Annotated in this window: 14 protein-coding genes, 2 tRNA genes and 3 rRNA genes; 7 read left to right on the top strand and 12 right to left on the bottom strand. The window is 64.6% G+C overall.

Features of this window, described 5'->3' with window-relative positions; genetic code table 11:
• Positions 1–20: 20 nt before the first annotated feature.
• Positions 21–665: an MAPEG family protein gene (locus DWG18_RS10260; RefSeq protein WP_115647097.1), complete on the top strand. Its 645-nt coding sequence runs from the start codon at positions 21–23 to the stop codon at positions 663–665.
• A gap of 2 nt (positions 666–667) precedes the next feature.
• Here DWG18_RS10260 and rrf read toward each other — a convergent pair.
• The 5 genes from rrf to DWG18_RS10285 form a co-directional block, all read right to left on the bottom strand.
• Positions 668–783, bottom strand: a 5S ribosomal RNA gene (rrf, locus tag DWG18_RS10265).
• Positions 784–940: 157 nt separating this feature from the next.
• A 23S ribosomal RNA gene (locus DWG18_RS10270) occupies positions 941–3,805 on the bottom strand.
• Positions 3,806–4,042: 237 nt separating this feature from the next.
• Positions 4,043–4,119 (bottom strand) — tRNA-Ile (locus DWG18_RS10275).
• Positions 4,120–4,155: 36 nt separating this feature from the next.
• Positions 4,156–4,231, bottom strand: a tRNA-Ala gene (locus DWG18_RS10280).
• A gap of 101 nt (positions 4,232–4,332) precedes the next feature.
• A 16S ribosomal RNA gene (locus tag DWG18_RS10285) occupies positions 4,333–5,871 on the bottom strand.
• Together the 16S, 23S and 5S rRNA genes with 2 tRNA genes alongside form the textbook arrangement of a ribosomal RNA operon.
• A 474-nt stretch (positions 5,872–6,345) precedes the next feature.
• Here DWG18_RS10285 and DWG18_RS10290 point away from each other — a divergent pair.
• A complete protein-coding gene (locus tag DWG18_RS10290; protein WP_115647098.1) occupies positions 6,346–6,792 on the top strand; it encodes a DUF192 domain-containing protein in 447 nt (148 codons plus the stop codon).
• 3 nt (positions 6,793–6,795) lie between these two features.
• On the opposite strand, the gene DWG18_RS10295 is transcribed toward DWG18_RS10290, so the two are convergent.
• Positions 6,796–6,990 (bottom strand): rubredoxin, encoded by a 195-nt coding sequence (locus DWG18_RS10295; RefSeq protein WP_240318511.1) that lies wholly within the window; start codon positions 6,988–6,990, stop codon positions 6,796–6,798.
• 61 nt (positions 6,991–7,051) lie between these two features.
• Here DWG18_RS10295 and thiE point away from each other — a divergent pair, with 61 nt between their 5' ends.
• From thiE to DWG18_RS10310, 3 genes are read left to right on the top strand one after another with little or no spacing between them, the layout of a single operon-like run.
• Positions 7,052–7,693 (top strand): thiamine phosphate synthase, encoded by a 642-nt coding sequence (gene thiE, locus DWG18_RS10300; protein ID WP_115647099.1) that lies wholly within the window; start codon positions 7,052–7,054, stop codon positions 7,691–7,693.
• Positions 7,690–8,973, top strand: a complete 1,284-nt coding sequence (hemL, locus tag DWG18_RS10305; RefSeq protein ID WP_115647100.1) for a glutamate-1-semialdehyde 2,1-aminomutase — start codon at positions 7,690–7,692, stop codon at positions 8,971–8,973. The genes thiE and hemL overlap by 4 nt, the downstream gene beginning before the upstream one ends.
• The gene (locus DWG18_RS10310) at positions 8,970–9,587 is read left to right on the top strand and encodes an HAD family phosphatase (RefSeq protein WP_115647101.1); all 618 of its coding nucleotides are present in this window, start codon (positions 8,970–8,972) and stop codon (positions 9,585–9,587) included. The genes hemL and DWG18_RS10310 overlap by 4 nt, the downstream gene beginning before the upstream one ends.
• Here the strand turns inward: DWG18_RS10310 and DWG18_RS10315 are convergent.
• From DWG18_RS10315 to DWG18_RS10330, 4 genes are all read right to left on the bottom strand, one after another.
• Entirely contained in the window at positions 9,572–10,804 is a 1,233-nt protein-coding gene (locus DWG18_RS10315) for an acetylornithine/succinyldiaminopimelate transaminase (protein ID WP_115648140.1), read from the bottom strand. The genes DWG18_RS10310 and DWG18_RS10315 overlap by 16 nt on opposite strands.
• Before the next feature lie 143 nt (positions 10,805–10,947).
• Entirely contained in the window at positions 10,948–11,367 is a 420-nt protein-coding gene (locus DWG18_RS10320) for a VOC family protein (protein WP_115647102.1), read from the bottom strand.
• Between the two features lie 9 nt (positions 11,368–11,376).
• The gene (locus DWG18_RS10325; protein WP_115647103.1) at positions 11,377–12,192 is read right to left on the bottom strand and encodes an NAD(P)-dependent oxidoreductase; all 816 of its coding nucleotides are present in this window, start codon (positions 12,190–12,192) and stop codon (positions 11,377–11,379) included.
• Between the two features lie 19 nt (positions 12,193–12,211).
• Positions 12,212–12,886: a serine/threonine protein kinase gene (locus DWG18_RS10330; RefSeq protein WP_115647104.1), complete on the bottom strand. Its 675-nt coding sequence runs from the start codon at positions 12,884–12,886 to the stop codon at positions 12,212–12,214.
• Positions 12,887–12,956: 70 nt separating this feature from the next.
• On the opposite strand from DWG18_RS10330, the gene DWG18_RS10335 reads away from it, so the two are divergent.
• On the top strand, positions 12,957–14,942 hold the full coding sequence (locus tag DWG18_RS10335) for a bifunctional DedA family/phosphatase PAP2 family protein (RefSeq protein WP_115647105.1): 1,986 nt from the start codon (positions 12,957–12,959) through the stop codon (positions 14,940–14,942).
• 48 nt (positions 14,943–14,990) lie between these two features.
• Here DWG18_RS10335 and mpl read toward each other — a convergent pair whose 3' ends face one another.
• A complete protein-coding gene (gene mpl / locus DWG18_RS10340) occupies positions 14,991–16,391 on the bottom strand; it encodes a UDP-N-acetylmuramate:L-alanyl-gamma-D-glutamyl-meso-diaminopimelate ligase (protein WP_115647106.1) in 1,401 nt (466 codons plus the stop codon).
• A gap of 102 nt (positions 16,392–16,493) precedes the next feature.
• A complete protein-coding gene (locus DWG18_RS10345; protein WP_115647107.1) occupies positions 16,494–17,072 on the bottom strand; it encodes an adenylate kinase in 579 nt (192 codons plus the stop codon).
• A 113-nt stretch (positions 17,073–17,185) separates the two neighbouring features.
• On the opposite strand from DWG18_RS10345, the gene DWG18_RS10350 reads away from it, so the two are divergent.
• Positions 17,186–18,442: a 6-phosphofructokinase gene (locus tag DWG18_RS10350; RefSeq protein ID WP_115647108.1), complete on the top strand. Its 1,257-nt coding sequence runs from the start codon at positions 17,186–17,188 to the stop codon at positions 18,440–18,442.
• Positions 18,443–18,736: the final 294 nt, after the last annotated feature.

The following is an 18,736-nucleotide window of genomic DNA, read 5'->3' on the forward strand; positions in this document are numbered from 1 at the left end:
GGCGACTCCGCACAAGCGAAATCGCCTACTGGTGCGTGCTGATCGCAGCCGCGCTTCCGTACGTGTGGACCGTGGCTGCCAAGGCGCGCGGAGGCGAACGTTATGACAACCGCGATCCGCGCGGCTGGCTGGCCCGGTACAGTGATCCGCGGGTCCAGCGTGCGAACGCGGCGCAGTTCAACGCGTTCGAAGCGCTTCCGGCCTTCGCGGCGGGCGTGATCTTGGCCCACCTCGCGGGCGTGCTGAACGCACGGGTGTCGCTGCTGGCGATCTTGTTTATCGTCGCCCGTGTACTTCACGGCGGGTTCCACGTCGCCGGCGTTCCGCTGGCCCGCAGCGGCAGCTGGTTTGTCGGCATCGCATCCGTGTTGACATTGCTGGCGCCGGCGGCGCTGGCAGCGACCGACGAGTCAGGTCAGACAAATACGATTGTCCGGGTGATCGCCGAGCGCGTGGGCCACCTGCGTCGACGGCGGACAACGCACGTTCCCAGACGCCGGCACCCTGTTCGCGCTGCCCGATCCAGCAGATCGCCGGACTGCAGGCCATGCCGGCATGGGCGTCCGCGGTTACCCCGGCCGACGCGGCTGACGATTAGCTGCAAATTACCTTGGCCGCAAAGACAAACCCCCGCCAGCGTGAGCTGGCGGGGGTTTGCGGGATAAGACCCTGGCGATGACCTACTCTCGCATGGGCTAGTGCCACACTACCATCGGCGCGGGTGCGTTTCACTTCCGAGTTCGGGATGGGATCGGGTGGTTCCACACCGCTATGGTCACCAGGGAGAGGGTGGAGGGTCGCTTGTTAAAGCGCCACGCTCTCGACGGTTACCGGACAAACCTTTCGGTTTGAGCGGAATAAGGGGATGTAGCGAGCAGTGAATGTCGTGACGTGTCACGAGGGTAAGGTGCTTCGATTACTCGAAGCGACTTGAGGTTATATGGTCAAGCCGCACGGATCATTAGTACAGGTTAGCTCAACGCATTGCTGCGCTTACACACCCTGCCTATCAACGTCGTAGTCTTCAACGTTCCTTTAGGGGAGTCAAGCTCCCGGGAGATCTCATCTTGAGGCGCGCTTCCCGCTTAGATGCTTTCAGCGGTTATCGCTTCCGAACATAGCTACCCGGCAGTGCCACTGGCGTGACAACCGGAACACCAGAGGTTCGTCCACTCCGGTCCTCTCGTACTAGGAGCAGCCCCTCTCAAATCTCCAACGCCCACGACAGATAGGGACCGAACTGTCTCACGACGTTCTGAACCCAGCTCGCGTACCACTTTAAATGGCGAACAGCCATACCCTTGGGACCGACTACAGCCCCAGGATGTGATGAGCCGACATCGAGGTGCCAAACACCGCCGTCGATATGAACTCTTGGGCGGTATCAGCCTGTTATCCCCGGAGTACCTTTTATCCGTTGAGCGATGGCCCTTCCATACAGAACCACCGGATCACTAAGACCTACTTTCGTACCTGCTTGATCCGTCGATCTTGCAGTCAAGCACGCTTATGCCTTTGCACACAGTGCGCGATGTCCGACCGCGCTGAGCGTACCTTCGTGCTCCTCCGTTACTCTTTGGGAGGAGACCGCCCCAGTCAAACTACCCACCATACACGGTCCCCGCGCCGGATAACGGCGCCAGGTTAGAACGTCAAGCACATCAGGGTGGTATTTCAAGGTTGGCTCCACCGAAGCTAGCGCCTCGGTTTCACAGCCTCCCACCTATCCTACACAGACGAACTCAACGTTCAGTGTAAAGCTATAGTAAAGGTTCACGGGGTCTTTCCGTCTTGCCGCGGGAACGCTGCATCTTCACAGCGATTTCAATTTCACTGAGTCTCGGGTGGAGACAGCGCCGCTGTCGTTACGCCATTCGTGCAGGTCGGAACTTACCCGACAAGGAATTTCGCTACCTTAGGACCGTTATAGTTACGGCCGCCGTTTACTGGGGCTTCGATCAAGAGCTTCGCCTTGCGGCTAACCCCATCACTTAACCTTCCAGCACCGGGCAGGCGTCACACCCTATACGTCCACTTTCGTGTTTGCAGAGTGCTGTGTTTTTGATAAACAGTCGCAGCGGCCTGGTCACTGCGGCCCTTCTCAGCTATTAACCAAAAAGGGCGCACCTTCTCCCGAAGTTACGGTGCTATTTTGCCTAGTTCCTTCACCCGAGTTCTCTCAAGCGCCTTAGAATTCTCATCCTGCCCACCTGTGTCGGTTTACGGTACGGTCTGCGTAAGCTGAAGCTTAGGAGCTTTTCCTGGAAGCGTGATATCAGCAGCTTCGCCCTAAAGGGCTCGTCCTTAGTCTCAACGTTGCCCCCCCGGATTTGCCTAAGGGGACCGCCTCAACTCTCTCACCCGGACAACCAACGCCGGGCCTGCCTAACCTTCTCCGTCCCTCCATCGCACTTACGCGAGGTGCTGGAATATTAACCAGCTTCCCATCGACTACGCTTTTCAGCCTCGCCTTAGGGGCCGACTCACCCTGCGCCGATTGACGTTGCGCAAGGAAACCTTGGGCTTTCGGCGTGCGGGGTTTTCACCCGCATTATCGTTACTCATGTCAGCATTCGCACTTCCGATACCTCCAGCAACCTTCTCAAGTCACCTTCAACGGCTTACGGAACGCTCCTCTACCGCGCACAACAAGTTGTGCACCCCAAGCTTCGGTTCATCGCTTAGCCCCGTTAAATCTTCCGCGCAGACCGACTCGACCAGTGAGCTATTACGCTTTCTTTAAAGGGTGGCTGCTTCTAAGCCAACCTCCTGGCTGTCTGTGCCTTTCCACATCGTTTTCCACTTAGCGATGAATTTGGGACCTTAGCTGTGGGTCTGGGTTGTTTCCCTTTTCACGACGGACGTTAGCACCCGCCGTGTGTCTCCCATACAGTCCGTCTCGGTATTCGGAGTTTGCAATGGTTTGGTAAGTCGCAATGACCCCCTAGCCATAACAGTGCTCTACCCCCGAGAGGATACATATGAGGCGCTACCTAAATAGCTTTCGAGGAGAACCAGCTATCTCCGGGTTCGATTAGCTTTTCACTCCTAATCACACCTCATCCCCTACCTTTGCAACGGGAGTGGGTTCGGGCCTCCAGTCCGTGTTACCGGACCTTCACCCTGGGCATGACTAGATCACCCGGTTTCGGGTCTACTGCCCGCGACTATGCGCCCTTATCAGACTCGGTTTCCCTTCGCCTCCCCTATACGGTTAAGCTCGCCACGAACAGTAAGTCGCTGACCCATTATACAAAAGGTACGCCGTCACCCTTGCGGGCTCCGACTGCTTGTACGCACACGGTTTCAGGGTCTATTTCACTCCCTTCACCAGGGTTCTTTTCGCCTTTCCCTCACGGTACTGGTTCACTATCGGTCGGTCAGTAGTATTTAGCCTTGGAGGATGGTCCCCCCATGTTCAGACAGGGTTTCACGTGCCCCGCCTTACTCGATTTCACTGAAAGAGCCCTTTCGCATACCGGGCTATCACCGTCTATGGCCGTCCTTTCCAGAACGTTCCGCTAGAACTCTATCAGCTTAAGGGCTGGTCCCCGTTCGCTCGTCACTACTTAGGGAATCTCGGTTGATTTCTTTTCCTCCGGGTACTTAGATATTTCAGTTCTCCGGGTTCGCTTCCAGCAGCTATGTATTCACTGCAGGATACCTATTGCTAGGTGGGTTTCCCCATTCGGACATTGCGGGATCAATGCTTGTTGCCAGCTCCCCCGCACTTTTCGCAGGCTGCCACGTCCTTCATCGCCTCTGACCGCCAAGGCATCCACCGTGTGCGCTTATTCGCTTGACCATATAACCCCAAGTCGCCTCGGGGTCGTATTTGTGTCCAGGGGTACAAAGCCCGGACGCGAATTCAACGACTCAATTTTTAGGGACCTCGAGGGTCCCCGCCTTAGCCTCACGACACGTCTGTAGACATTCGTCTAAAACGCTCGCTACATCCGTATTTTCAAAGAACACCCGGCCGGCTTCAGCGCCCGTCGGGTTCTAATCTTGTGTGTGCAGACATTCGAAGTGTTGGGAGCAATGGTGGGTCTGGGAGGACTCGAACCACCGACCTCACCCTTATCAGGGGTGCGCTCTAACCACCTGAGCTACAGACCCGATGTTGCTATCCGCCGACATCGGCCGTGACTGAGATGGTGGAGCTTGTCGGGATCGAACCGACGACCCCCTGCTTGCAAAGCAGGTGCTCTCCCAGCTGAGCTAAAGCCCCATCGAAACGGGACGCTCCCGTGAAAATCCCCCAGGGATTTTCCGGAACTTCGAATGCAGGTGTCTTGTGCGGGCGCCTGGCAGCAGTGCTGCCGGTTCTCTAAAGGAGGTGATCCAGCCGCACCTTCCGATACGGCTACCTTGTTACGACTTCACCCCAGTCATCGGCCACACCGTGGCAAGCGCCCTCCCGAAGGTTAAGCTACCTGCTTCTGGTGCAACAGACTCCCATGGTGTGACGGGCGGTGTGTACAAGGCCCGGGAACGTATTCACCGCAGCAATGCTGATCTGCGATTACTAGCGATTCCGACTTCATGGAGTCGAGTTGCAGACTCCAATCCGGACTGGGATGGGGTTTCTGGGATTGGCTCACCGTCGCCGGTTTGCAGCCCTCTGTCCCCACCATTGTAGTACGTGTGTAGCCCTGGCCGTAAGGGCCATGATGACTTGACGTCATCCCCACCTTCCTCCGGTTTGTCACCGGCGGTCTCCTTAGAGTTCCCACCATTACGTGCTGGCAACTAAGGACAAGGGTTGCGCTCGTTGCGGGACTTAACCCAACATCTCACGACACGAGCTGACGACAGCCATGCAGCACCTGTGTTCTGGTTCCCGAAGGCACTCCCGCGTCTCCGCAGGATTCCAGACATGTCAAGGCCAGGTAAGGTTCTTCGCGTTGCATCGAATTAAACCACATACTCCACCGCTTGTGCGGGCCCCCGTCAATTCCTTTGAGTTTCAGTCTTGCGACCGTACTTCCCAGGCGGCGAACTTAACGCGTTAGCTTCGATACTGAGTGCCAAGTTGCACCCAACATCCAGTTCGCATCGTTTAGGGCGTGGACTACCAGGGTATCTAATCCTGTTTGCTCCCCACGCTTTCGTGCCTCAGTGTCAGTGCTGGTCCAGGGTGCCGCCTTCGCCACGGATGTTCCTCCCGATATCTACGCATTTCACTGCTACACCGGGAATTCCGCACCCCTCTACCGCACTCTAGTAAGCCAGTATCCAATGCAGTTCCCAGGTTGAGCCCAGGGCTTTCACATCAGACTTAACAAACCACCTACGCACGCTTTACGCCCAGTAATTCCGAGTAACGCTTGCACCCTTCGTATTACCGCGGCTGCTGGCACGAAGTTAGCCGGTGCTTATTCTTTGGGTACCGTCAGAACCCCCGAGTATTAATCGAAGGCTTTTCTTCCCCAACAAAAGAGCTTTACAACCCGAAGGCCTTCTTCACTCACGCGGCATGGCTGGATCAGGCTTGCGCCCATTGTCCAATATTCCCCACTGCTGCCTCCCGTAGGAGTCTGGACCGTGTCTCAGTTCCAGTGTGGCTGATCATCCTCTCAGACCAGCTACGGATCGTCGCCTTGGTGGGCCTTTACCCCGCCAACTAGCTAATCCGGCGTCGGCTCATCTTTCTGCGTGAGGCCTTGCGGTCCCCCACTTTCACCCGTAGGTCGTATGCGGTATTAGCGTAAGTTTCCCTACGTTATCCCCCACAAAAAGGCAGATTCCGACGCATTCCTCACCCGTCCGCCGCTCGCCGGCATCCCGAAGGACCCGCTGCCGCTCGACTTGCATGTGTTAGGCCTGCCGCCAGCGTTCACTCTGAGCCAGGATCAAACTCTTCACTTAAGTCTTGCAACCACTCCCGAAGGAGCAGCTAAAGCTTTGAAGTGCAGAGCCCGTCCAGGCATCAAAAACTCGCTTGCATTTGCATGCTTTTGAATCTTTGTGCTTGATACGAGACATCTGCGATGGACAGTCATCCACCACCAGACGCCCGCACAAGTCACCTGCGCACACTGTCAAAGATCTGCGAGATCGGCCTCAGCGCCTCTCCCTTTTCATCCCCTCGAACCAGACCTCAGTCCGTCCGAGTGAGCCGCCCATTTTAGGGCATTTCCGATCACTGTCAACACCCTGTGAGCGGAGATTTTTTGCTCCGTTCCGGTTCCGAATCGCGTTGCGATGCGTTGCCGTCAGCGGGGCCGCGCATTGTGCACATGCGCTTCCGGTTTGGGAAGAGGAAATTTTCGAAGTGTTCGTCGCCACTTGACCGCACCGGGTGCGTACCGGAACGTCGTCCGCACTTTCGGAGAGCACACGATGAACAAAGGATGGATGCTGGCGTTCGTACTTCTGCTGGTTAGCGGCTGCGCGACCGGCTCGGGCACGTGGGTGGAACTCGGCGGCAAGCGCTACGCGGTGGAAATCGCCGATACCGAGGAAGCACGGGCGCGTGGGCTGATGTTCCGCGACGAAATGGCCGCTGACCACGGGATGCTCTTCCTGCACGACCGCGAAGAGCCGCTCGCGTACTGGATGAAGAACACCAAGATTCCGCTGGACATCCTGTATTTCGACACCGGCCGCAAGCTGGTCTCGCAGCAGCGCGATGTGCCGCCGTGCACGCTGGGCGATGCCTGTCCGCCCTACCCCAGCACCGCCTCTGCGCGCTACGTGCTCGAGCTCAATGCCGGCCAGGCGGAGCAGCTGAAGCTGCAGAACGGCGTGGAGCTCAAACTGGGGCCCGGGATCACGCCGCTCAAGTAACGATCAGACGTCGGTCATCTCGAAGTCGTCCTTGGTGACGCCGCAGTCCGGGCACGTCCACGTGTCCGGCACGTCCTCCCAACGCGTCCCGGGGGCGATGCCCTCTTCCGGCAGGCCCTTCGCCTCGTCATAGATGAAGCCGCAGACGACGCACATCCAGGTGCGGAAGGGAGCGGCGTTTTCGGCGGGCATCGACATGGGCGGATAATGCGCGGATTGCGGGTCTGCATTGTCCCACCCGCCCACTTCCGCGCAAAGCATGCCCTCCATCAAGCCGCTGTGGCCGCGTCGCGGCCTGTACGCGATCACGCCGGACGAGTCCGACACCGGTCGGCTCGTCGCCCGCGTAGTGCCCGTGCTCGAGGCCGGCGCAGCGGTGCTGCAGTACCGCAACAAGAGTGCCGACGCCGCGCTTCGTCGCGAACAGGCACTGGCGATGCAGTCGCTGTGTCGTAGGCATCGTGTGCCGCTGATCGTCAATGACGACTGGCGGCTCGCGGCCGACATCGGTGCCGACGGCGCACATCTCGGTGGCGACGATGGCGATCTTCGCGACGCACGCGCCGCGATGGGCGACGCGGCGGTACTCGGTGCGTCCTGTTACGACGATCTCGATCGCGCGCGCGAGGCGGTCGACAACGGCGTCGACTACATCGCATTCGGCGCGTTCTTTCCCTCCGGCACCAAACCGAATGCGCGACGCGCGACACCGCAGCTGCTGCACGATAGCGCGGACTTCGGTGTTCCCCGCGGCGCAATTGGCGGCATTACGCCTACAAACGCGCCTCTTCTCATCGACGCCGGCGCCGATCTCATCGCAGTGATCGGCGGTCTCTTCGATTCGCCCGACCCTTACGCCGCCGCGCGCGCTTACATCGACTGTTTCGAGGACCTCACATGAACCACGCCACATCCGAGCGCCTGTTCGCACGCGCGTCCGAACTCCTCCCGGGCGGCGTCAACTCACCCGTGCGCGCCTTCCGCTCCGTCGGTGGTACGCCGTTCTTCGCGCAGCGCGCGGAGGGCGCCTACCTGTATGACGTCGATGGCAACCGCTACGTCGATTACGTGGGTTCGTGGGGGCCGATGATCGCCGGCCATGCGCATCCACGTGTGCTCGAAGCCGTCGAGCGCACGATGCGCAGCGGCCTGAGCTTCGGTGTGCCGAACCCGCTGGAGGTCGAGATGGCCGAAGCGATCACGCGCATCGTGCCGAGCTGCGAAATGGTGCGCATGGTGAACTCGGGCACCGAGGCGACGCTGTCGGCGATCCGTCTGGCGCGTGGCGCCACCGGCCGCACGCGCATCGTCAAGTTCGAAGGCTGCTACCACGGCCACGGCGACAGCTTCCTGGTCAAAGCGGGCAGCGGCGTCATGACGCTCGGCCTGCCGAATTCGCCGGGCGTGCCGTCCGCACTCGCGGATCTCACGCTGACGCTTCCCTACAACGATTTCGACGCCGCCACCGCCCTGTTCACCGAGGTCGGCCACGACATCGCCGCACTCATCATCGAACCCATCGTCGGCAACGCGAACTGCATCCTGCCGCGCGACGGCTACCTGCAGCACCTGCGTCAGCTGTGCACCCAGCACGGCGCGCTGCTGATCTTCGACGAGGTCATGACGGGATTCCGCGTTGCGCTCGGCGGCGCGCAGCAGCGCTATGGCATCACGCCGGATCTTTCGACGTTCGGAAAGATCATCGGCGGCGGCATGCCCGTGGGCGCGTACGGTGGACGTCGCGATCTGATGCAACAGATCGCGCCGGCCGGTCCGATCTATCAGGCGGGCACGTTGAGCGGCAATCCGGTCGCGATGGCCGCGGGTCTCGCGACGCTCGAGCTGATCGAAGCGCCCGGTTTCCACGATGCGCTCGGGCGCAGCACGCATGCGCTGTGCGACGGACTGGAAGCGGCCGCGCGTGACGCCGGCATCGCGTTCCACACCACGCGCGCGCCGGGCATGTTCGGCCTGTATTTCCGCGGAGGGCCGGTCGAAACGTTCGAGGATGCGAAGGCTTCCGACACTGCGCGCTTCAACCGCTTCTTCCACGCGATGCTCGAACGTGGCGTCTACCTCGCGCCGTCGGCGTTCGAAGCGGGCTTCATGTCCAGCGCGCACGGTGACGCCGAGATCGCCCATACGATCGCCGCCGCGCGCGAGGCGTTCGCGACGCTGTGACGACGAACACGCCGTCGCTGGTGCTGTTCGACCTCGACGGCGTGCTCGCCGCGTACGACCGCGGTGCGCGCGTGGCGCGCCTGGCGGACCAACTCGACGTGTCGCTCGATGCCGTGTGGTCGGGCCTGTTCCACAGCGGGCTCGAGGATCGCTTCGACGCGGGCGAGGTCGACGCTGACACGTACCTCGCCGAGCTCGGCCGTTCGCTGGACCGCAACGTCGATCGCACGCAGTGGGCTGATGCACGACGCACCGCGATGCACGTCGACGCCGGGCTGCCGAAGCTCGTTGCGAACGTGCGGCGGCGCGCCGATGTCGCCGTACTCACCAACAACGGCGGACTGCTGGTCGATCTGCTGCCCCGTATCGCGCCGTCCATTGCGAGCGCGTTCGGCGAACACGTCTTGTGCAGCGCGCGGCTTGGCGCGCGCAAACCGGACGCGGCCGTCTACCTCGAAGCGGTGCGCTCGCTCGGCCATGCGCCGTCGTCGACGCTGTTCCTCGACGACGCCATCGCGAACGTCGAGGGTGCGCGTCGCGCGGGGCTGCAGGCGGCGCATGTCGCGACGCCCGCCGACCTTTCACGCGTGTTGGCGACCTACGGCTTCGGCTGAGCGACGAAGTCGCGCAGCGCGGCGTCGAGGCGACGCAAGCCGTCGGCGATATCGGCATCGCTGATGTTGAGCGCGGGCACGAAGCGCAGCACGTCGGGGCCGGCCTGCAGCAACAGCAGGCCGTGGTCGACGCAGCGATCGAGGATTTCCGCGGCACGGCCGGCGAACTCGGGACGCAGTTGCGCGCCGATCATCAGGCCGCGACCGCGGATGTCGACGAACAGACCGAGCTCGCGATCGAGCGATGCGAGCGCACCCCGGATCACCGCCGCCTGCTTGGCGACGTTGCCGAGTACCGCATCCGACGACAGCTCGTTGAGCGCGGCGAGCGCGACGGCCGCCGCGAGCGGATTGCCACCGAACGTGGTGCCGTGCGCGCCGAACTGCAGCGTCTCGGCCGCTTTCGGGCCGGCAAGCATCGCGCCGATCGGAAAGCCGCTGCCCAGCGCCTTCGCCAGCGACACGACGTCCGGCTTCACGCCGAAGTCCTGCCAGGCGAACAGCTTGCCCGTGCGGCCCATGCCGCACTGGATCTCGTCGAACATCAGAAGCGCGCCGTGCGTGTCGCAGAGTTCGCGCAGCGCGCTGAGGAATTCCGGCGTCGCGGGCATCACCCCGCCCTCGCCCTGCACGGGCTCGACGAGCACCGCGCAGACGTCGCCCGCGGCCATCGCGGCGCGTGCGCCGTCGACATCGTTGAACTTCGCGTAGCGGAAGCCCGGCGGCAGCGGCTCGAAACCTTCCTGGTACTTGGGCTGCGCGGTCGCGGTGACGGTGGTCAGCGTCCGGCCGTGGAAACTGCCTTCGAACGTGAGGATCGTGCGGCGCGACGGCTCGCGGCCCTGCGCGGTCGCCCAGCGACGCGCGAGCTTGATCGCGGCTTCATTCGCTTCTGCGCCGGAATTGCAGAGGAAGACGCGCTCGGCGAAGCCCGAGGCTTCGACCAGCGCTTCCGCCAGGCGCAGCGGCGGCTCGGACACGAAGACGTTGCTGGTGTGCCAGAGCTTGCCGGCCTGCGCGGTGAGCGCTTCGATCAGCGGCGGATGCGCATGACCCAGGGCGTTGACGGCGATGCCGGCACCGAAGTCGACATACTCGCGGCCTTCGCGATCCCAGACGCGCGCGCCGCGCCCGTGGTCGAGCACGATGCGGCGCGGGCGGTAGACGGGGACGTAGTAGCGGTCGGCGAGGCCGAGAAGCGAGGTGGAGTCGGACATCGGAGTGGCGGGCAGGCGCCGGTGCGGCGCGACGCTATTGTCGGGCATTCACCAGCGGCCGGACGCGACGTGCGACGCGTTCCGTCGAACGCTGCATTGCGAACCGCGTCAGCCGGGCGCGCGATCCGCACCGCTCCGCAGCGTCACCAGACGCCGGTATTCGCCATCGACTGCCACGGCTCCTGCGGCGCGAGCGGTGTGCCCTTCTGCAGCAGCTCCACCGAGATCAGGTCCGGCGAGCGCACGAATGCCATGTGGCCGTCGCGCGGCGGGCGGTTGATCGTGTAGCCCATCGACAGCAGGTGCTCGCACTTGGCGTAGATGTCGTCCACCGCAAACGCGAGATGGCCGAAGTTGCGCGCCGTGCCGTAGTCCTCGCCGTCGTAGTTCCAGGTGAGTTCGATTTCCGACTCCGGGTTCTCCGGCGCACCGAGATAGACCAGCGTGAAGCGGCCCTGCGGGTAGTCGCGGCGGCGGTTCTCGCGCAGGCCGAGACCGTCGCACCAGAAGCGCAGTGACGCGTCGAGATCACGGACGCGGACCATGGCGTGGAGGTACTTCATCGGGTCACCTCAGAGGAACAGGTCGGGCAGCAGCGGCTTGGAAGGATCGACCGCGTAGCGTGCGAAATCGGTGACGCCGGCCTCGCGCAGCACGTCTTCGTCGATGAAGAAGCGGCCGGTGACTTCGCGCGCGGGGCGCGTCAGGATCGCCTGCGCGGCGTCGGCGACGATCTCGGGGCGACGGCACATCGTCACGTCGACGCCGGGAATCATGTTGATCGCGTCCGTCGCGATCACCGTCTTCGGCCACAGCGCGTTGATCGCCACGCCCTGCTCGCGGAACTCGGCGGCCAAGCCCATCGTCACGAAGCTCATGCCCATCTTCGCCAGCGTGTAGCCCGTGTGCGGCGCCCACCACTTCAGATCGAGCGTCGGCGGCGGCGCGAGTGTCAGCACGTGGGGATCCGGCGACTGCAGCAGATAGGGCAGACAGGCCTGGGTGACGAGGAAGGTGCCGCGTGCATTCACCTGCTGCATCAGGTCGAAACGCTTCATCGGCGTCTCGAGCGTGCCGCGCAGCCAGATCGCGCTGGCGTTGTTGATGAGGACGTCGATACCGCCGAACGCATCGGCCGTCGCCGCTACCGCGGCGCGCACTTCGTCTTCCTCGCGGATGTCGCACTGGAGCGCGAGCGGCTGACCGCCGGCTTTCGCCACCTCTTCGGCGACGCTGTGGATCGTGCCGGGAAGCTTGGGATTCGGAACACCCGACTTCGCGACAATGGCAACGTTCGCGCCGTCCGCCGCCGCGCGCAGCGCGATCGCACGCCCGATGCCGCGCGAGGCACCCGTAATGAAGACAGTCTTGCCGGAAAGAGTGGTCATCGGATCGTCCGTGCGGTGATCAGGGCTTCGGGCCCTGGCCTTCGTTGTCTTCCCAGCGCAGGACGCGCCGGGTGATGAAGCGGTAGCCGTGCTTGCCGGTCGCGAACCAGAACTCGCGCACCCACGAGCGACGCTTGAGCACGCGGCGCTCGATCGGCGTCAACGCATGCGGACAGTACGTGCGCTTGTGCTTGAGCAGGTGACGCAGGTCCTCGCGCGCGAGCAGGCGCATCCACGGCGAGCGCGCATGGCCGCGACTGGCGAGCTGGAAGTCGATGATCGCGGGTGAGCCATCGTCGAGCACCAGCCAGTTCGCTTCCTTGGCGAGGTCGTTGTGCGCGAGGTCGCGACGGTGAAGCTGCTGCAGCAGCCTGCGCGCCGCGTGGAAATAGGCGACGTCGCCGTGCGGCGGCCGCTGATACATCGCGGCACCGCTCATGTAGCTGCGGTCGAGGCGTCGACCGTCCCAGCGCAGCAGCTGCGGTACCGCGTCGAGCCCGCGCACCGCCTCGAGCCCCCGCGCTTCGCGTCGCGCCAGCCACCATGCGGGCAGGCGCAACCACAGCGGCACGTGCGCGAGGTCGCGACGCACGAACACGCCTTGGGCGTCGCGCATCAACGCGATACGGCCGAAGCTGTCGGCTTTGAGCGCGGCGATTTCGACGGGCGCGACGGCGGTCGGTGCTGAATCCATCCTGCGAAGTGTACGGGCCGCCGCGTCGCAGCCGCTTCCGCTGTTGCGGCCGCTGGGGATAATCGGCGCGATGACATCCACCTGGCTCGACTCTGCCACCGCCTGGATCAGCGCGCACCCGCTCGCTGCCGGCGCGTTGATTTTCCTCGTCGCGTTCTGCGATGCGGTCATCGTGCTCGGCATCGTGGTGCCGGCGATGCCGCTGCTGTTCGCGGTCGGCACGCTGATCGGGCTGGGCCATGTCAACGGGCCGTACGCCGTCGCGAGCGCCGCGCTGGGCGCGTTCATCGGCGATGGCATGAGCTACTGGATCGGACGCCGCTTCGGCCCGCAGCTGCGCACGCGGGGGCCGTTCGCGCGCTGGCCGCAGTGGCTGGAGCGCGGAGAAGGCATGTTCCGCAAGCACGGCACCAAGAGCATCTTCATCGCTCGCTTCGTCGGGGCGGTGCGGCCGTTCGTGCCCGCGATCGCCGGCATGCTGCACGTGCCGACGCTGCGCTATCTCGTGCCGAGCGCGGTCGCGTGCGCGGGCTGGGCCGTTGCGTTCCTCGCGCCGGGCTGGGTGCTGGGCGCGTCGTACGAGGCGGTCGAGGCGGTCGCGGATCGACTCGCGCTGGTGCTCGGCGGCCTGCTGGTTGCGATCGCCGTCGCCTGGGCGGTGGTGCTGTACACGTGGCGCTGGTTTGCGGGCCACGCGGATTCGCTGCTCGCGCGCCTGCTGCGCTGGTCGCGACGGCATCCGTTCCTGGGGCGATACGCCGTCGCGCTGGTCGATCCGAATCGGCCGGAAGCGCCGTCGCTCGCGGTGCTCGCGGTCTGCCTGCTCGCGATCAGCTGCGTGTGGTTCTCGCTGATCGCACTGCTGGTGGCGAACGGCGGACCGCTCGGCATCGACTACCGCGTGCACGACATCATGATGGCGTTGCGCAATCCGCTGGCCGACCACCTCATGGCCGCGCTCGCGAGCCTCGGTGACGCCGAAGTGCTGGGCCCGGCGTCGGCGGTCGCACTGCTCTATCTCGCATGGCGACGCCGGTGGATGGCGGCGGCGCACTGGCTCGCGGCGGTCGTGTTCGGCCTCGCGCTCACCGCGATGCTGCAGGCCGTCGTCGAGATGCCGCGTCCGCCCACCGCGCCACCCGGTTTCGGCTTTCCCTCGGGTGCGGTGACGATGGTGACGGTCGTGCTCGGCTTCTTCGCGGTGCTGATCGCGCGTGAACTACCCGGTCGCCAGCGCGTGTGGCCCTACCTGCTCGCTGGCGTGCTGACGACGGTGGTTGGCGTTGCGCGCATCTACCTCGGTGCGCACTGGACCAGCGATGTCGTCGGCGGCACGGTATTCGGCATCATCTGGCTGCTCGTGCTGGGCCTCGCGTATCGACGCCATATCACGCGCTCGTTCTGGATGCGCCCGCTGGCGACGCTGTTCTACGTCGTGCTGCTGATCGGAGCGCTGTGGCATACGCCGCGCGCGTCGTCGCCGTTGCTCGCGCGCTTCACGCCGCCGGATCCACCACGGGTGCTCCGGACGCAAGACTGGTGGGCGCACGATTGGCGACTGCTGCCCGATGTGCGCGACGCCGACATGCGCCACGGCGGATCACCGCTCAACGTGCAGGTGGCGGGCGACATCGGCGCCGTGCGGCGCGCATTCGAGGCGCGCGGATGGCGCGTGCAGCCGCAGGCGGACTGGAAAGCCGTGCTCGGCCTGCTCGACGACGACACGCCCGCGCAGCGCCAGCCCGTGCTGCCGGCCAGTTTCAATGCGCGCGCGGAAACGCTGCTGCTCGTGCACGACGGCACGCGTTTCGACGAACGTTTCGTGCTGCGCCTCTGGCCCGCGCCGGCGCGCCTCAGTGATGGCACGCCGCTGTGGATCGGCAGCGCGCAAAGGCTGGTGCTCACGCGGCCGTTCGATGTGCTCGCGCTGTGGCGCCCGCAGCCCTTCGTCGCACCGGACGCAGCGCCTGCATTCGATGCGCTGCAAAGCCTGCCGGCGGTGCAGGCCACGACGGCACACGGCACGACGGTGATGCGCGTCCACGCATCGCGTTGAGATCGGAACGGGTTCCTGCGCGACGTCGAGCGACGCGCGCCGTGTCGATCAACCCGCCGGCTTAACGCCTTCCGCGCGCAGCAGTTCGACGAAGCGACGCGGTGCGCCGTCGAAACCGCCGTTCGACATGAAGACCACGTGGTCGCCGGGATGCACGCGGCCGTGCAGCTCACGCATCAGCGTGTCGACGTCGGCCACGGTCATGCCGTCGCCGCGCAGGGCGCCGACGACCTTCGTCGCATCCCACGGCAGCTCCGGGCGATGCAGGAACACCACGACATCGGCCTGCGCCAGCGACGGCGCGAGCGCCTCCGAGTGCGCGCCGAGGCGCATCGAATTGCTGCGCGGTTCCATCGCGACCGCGATGCGTGCGTCCCCGACCCTGCTGCGCAGGCCTTCGAGCGTGGTTTCGATCGCAGTGGGGTGGTGCGCGAAGTCGTCATACACGGCGACGTCGCCGACGACACCGACCACTTCCATGCGCCGCTTGACGCTCTTGAACGCCGCGAGCGCCGGGATCACCTTGCGCGGCTCCACGCCGACCGCATGCACCGCCGCGAGTGCCGCCAGCGCGTTCATCACGTTGTGGCGGCCGAGCAGCGACCACATCACCTCGCCCTGCTCCTTGCCCTTATGCAGCACGACGAACTTCGAGCCGTCGGGCTGGGTCAGGCGCGCGGTCCAGTCAAATGGTTTGGCGTTGACGTCGGCATCGGCGAGGCCGAACGTCTCGACCGGCGTCCAGTAGCCCATCTCCAGCACTTCGGCGATGCGCGCGTCCTCACCGTTGACGATCAGGCGGCCGCGGCGCGGCACCGTGCGCACGAGGTGGTGGAACTGGCGCTGGATCGCCTGCACGTCCGGGAAGATGTCGGCGTGGTCGAACTCGAGGTTGTTGAGGATCGCGACCGTCGGCCGGTAGTGCACGAACTTGCTGCGCTTGTCGAAGAACGCGGTGTCGTACTCGTCCGCTTCGACGACGAATTCCTTGCCGGTGCCGAGGCGCGCGGACACGCCGAAATCCTCGGCGACGCCACCGATCAGGAAACCCGGATCGCGGTGCGCGGCTTCGAGCAGGAACGAGAGGATCGTCGTCGTGGTGGTCTTGCCGTGCGTGCCGGCGACGGCGAGTGTCTCGCGACCCGGCAGCACGTTCTCGGCGAGCCACTGCGCGCCCGACGTGTAGTCCATCTGCGCATCGAGCACGTGCTCGACCGCCGGGTTGCCACGCGAAAGGGCGTTGCCGACGACGACCTGGTCGCAGTCGGCGTCGATCCATTCCGGCGAATAGCCCTGCGCGAGCTGGATGCCGAGCTGCTCGAGCTGCGTCGACATCGGCGGATAGATCGCCTGGTCGGTGCCCTGCACGTCGTGGCCGAGCTCGCGGGCGAGCGCGGCGACGCCGCCCATGAAGGTGCCCGCGATGCCGAGGATGTGGAGTTTCAAAATCGGACGCTCCGGAGTGCTACGGGCGTGAATCCTGCTCCGTGGCGGATCGCCGCGCCGTCGATGCGGTGTCGATGGACGCGGCGCCGCGGGCGCCGCGATGAATCAGCCGACCTCTTTGACCGGCGCGATCGTTTCGACGATGCGGTTGAACACGTCGTCGAGCGAGCCCACGCCATCGACGACCTTGAGCTGGCCGTGCTGGCGGTAGTACTCGACGACCGGCGCGGTCGAGTCGTTGTAGATCTGCAGGCGCTTGCGCACCGACTCGGGCGTGTCGTCGGCGCGGCCTTCGGCCTTGGCGCGGCCGGCGATGCGCTCGACCAGCAGTTCGGTCGGCACGTCGAGAAATACCGCGTGGTCCATCGGCTGGCCGATGCGCTCGAGCAGCGTACCCATCGCGTCGGCCTGCGCCAGGTTGCGCGGGTAGCCGTCGAGGATGAAGCCGTTGCGGGTATCGGGACGCGAGAAACGGTCTTCCAGCATGCCGAGCAGGATGGCGTCGCTGACGAGCTCGCCGCGCGCCATGATCTCCTTGGCTTCGAGACCGAGCGGGCTGCCGGCGGCGACTTCGGCGCGCAGGAGGTCGCCCGTCGAAATGTGCGGTACCTGCAGGTGCTCCCTGAGCCGCGTGGCCTGCGTGCCCTTGCCCGAGCCCGGGGCTCCCAGAAGTACCAATCGCATTCGTCGCTCCTGATGGATCTTTCGGCACGTTCGCGGCCGCTCTGCGCGGCCCGACGCCGTTACCGGCATGATGGCGGCAGCTTACCGCATACCGTCCCGAATCCTCGACTCCTATGGCCGCCGGAACCCTGCTCTACGCCCAGTCGGGCGGCGTCACCGCCGTCATCAACGCCACCGCTTCGGCTGTCATCCAGGCCGGTCGCCGCCACGGACTGCGGGTGCTCGCCGGCCGCAACGGCATCCTCGGCGTGCTGCGCGAGGAACTGATCGACACGACGCCCCTGCCCGCCTCCACCGTGAAGGCGCTGGCGCATACGCCGGGCGGCGCGTTCGGCTCCTGCCGCTACAAGCTCAAGTCGCTCGACGCCGACCGCGCCAGATACGAGCGCCTGATCGAGGTCTTCAAGGCGCACGACGTCCGCTACTTCCTCTACAACGGCGGCAACGACTCGGCGGATACCGCGCTCAAGGTGTCACAGCTCGCCGCCGAGTTCGGCTATCCGCTGACCTGTGTCGGCGTTCCGAAGACGGTCGACAACGACCTTGCGGTGACGGACACCTGCCCGGGCTTCGGCTCGGCCGCGAAGTTCACCGCGGTATCGGTGCGCGAGGCGGCGCTCGACGTCGCCGCGATGGCGGATACGTCGACCAAGGTGTTCGTGTACGAAGCGATGGGGCGCCACGCCGGCTGGCTTGCGGCGGCGGGTGGACTCGCCGGGCACGGCGCGGATGACGCGCCGCACATCATCCTGTTCCCCGAGCGCGCCTACGATGAAACGGCGTTCCTGGCGAAGGTGCGCGAGGTCGTCGAACGCGTCGGCTATTGCGTGGTCGTCGCGAGCGAAGGCATTCGCACGGCCGACGGCACGTTCGTCGCCGATGCCGGCGCCGGCAAGGACGCGTTCGGGCACACGCAGCTCGGTGGCGTCGCGTCGCTGCTCGCCGCGCGCGTCAAGGATTCGCTCGGCTACAAGGTGCACTGGACGCTGCCCGATTATCTGCAGCGTTCGGCGCGACATCTCGCGTCGGAAACCGATCTCAAGCAGGCACTCGCCGTCGGTCGCGAAGCCGTCGAATACGCGGTGAAAGGCCGCAATGCGGTGATGCCGGTGATCAAGCGCATGAAGGATCGCCCGTACCGCTGGACGATCGAGCCCGCGCAGCTCGCCGATATCGCAAATCACGAGCGCACGATGCCGGCGGATTTCATTCGCGACGACGGCTACGGCATCACCGATGCGGCGCGTCGCTATCTCGAGCCTTTGATTCGTGGCGAAGCGCCGCCGCCGTATGGGCGCGACGGCATACCCAAGTACGTGCGCATCGATGCGCAGATGGTCGACCGCAAGCTGACCGCGTTCTCCATCTGAGGGCTTGCACGGCCGCTTGGACTCGCGGACACTCGCCGCGCCGACGTTGGGGGTCCGCTGGGGAGCGGAGGTGTCGGCAACAGGGGAAATCGATGTCTTTCGAAGTTGCGCGCGCCCCGGTGCGCGCGTGCGTTGGCGCGTCGCTGATTCTGATCGCGACGTCGATGCCAATGGTCGTGCACGCAGCGGATCCGACTGCACCCGCTCAAGTACCTGCTAGCGCGACTGACGCTGTCGCGCCCGCAGCTACACGGAGCGAAGTACATGCGACCGCGCCAGTGCCGTGTAATTGCG

Origin of the sequence: Lysobacter sp. TY2-98, assembly GCF_003367355.1 — a bacterium.
Taxonomy (GTDB): domain Bacteria; phylum Pseudomonadota; class Gammaproteobacteria; order Xanthomonadales; family Xanthomonadaceae; genus Cognatilysobacter.

Coding starts and splice junctions, on each gene's coding strand:
- DWG18_RS10330 (WP_115647104.1), bottom strand. CDS start 12,886: ATGGATTCAGCACCGACCGCCGTCGCGCCCGTCGAAATCGCCGCGCTC.
- DWG18_RS10315 (WP_115648140.1), bottom strand. CDS start 10,804: ATGTCCGACTCCACCTCGCTTCTCGGCCTCGCCGACCGCTACTACGTC.
- hemL (WP_115647100.1), top strand. CDS start 7,690: ATGAACCACGCCACATCCGAGCGCCTGTTCGCACGCGCGTCCGAACTC.
- DWG18_RS10350 (WP_115647108.1), top strand. CDS start 17,186: ATGGCCGCCGGAACCCTGCTCTACGCCCAGTCGGGCGGCGTCACCGCC.
- DWG18_RS10345 (WP_115647107.1), bottom strand. CDS start 17,072: ATGCGATTGGTACTTCTGGGAGCCCCGGGCTCGGGCAAGGGCACGCAG.
- DWG18_RS10295 (WP_240318511.1), bottom strand. CDS start 6,990: ATGTCGATGCCCGCCGAAAACGCCGCTCCCTTCCGCACCTGGATGTGC.
- DWG18_RS10325 (WP_115647103.1), bottom strand. CDS start 12,192: ATGACCACTCTTTCCGGCAAGACTGTCTTCATTACGGGTGCCTCGCGC.
- DWG18_RS10320 (WP_115647102.1), bottom strand. CDS start 11,367: ATGAAGTACCTCCACGCCATGGTCCGCGTCCGTGATCTCGACGCGTCA.
- DWG18_RS10290 (WP_115647098.1), top strand. CDS start 6,346: ATGAACAAAGGATGGATGCTGGCGTTCGTACTTCTGCTGGTTAGCGGC.
- DWG18_RS10335 (WP_115647105.1), top strand. CDS start 12,957: ATGACATCCACCTGGCTCGACTCTGCCACCGCCTGGATCAGCGCGCAC.
- thiE (WP_115647099.1), top strand. CDS start 7,052: ATGCCCTCCATCAAGCCGCTGTGGCCGCGTCGCGGCCTGTACGCGATC.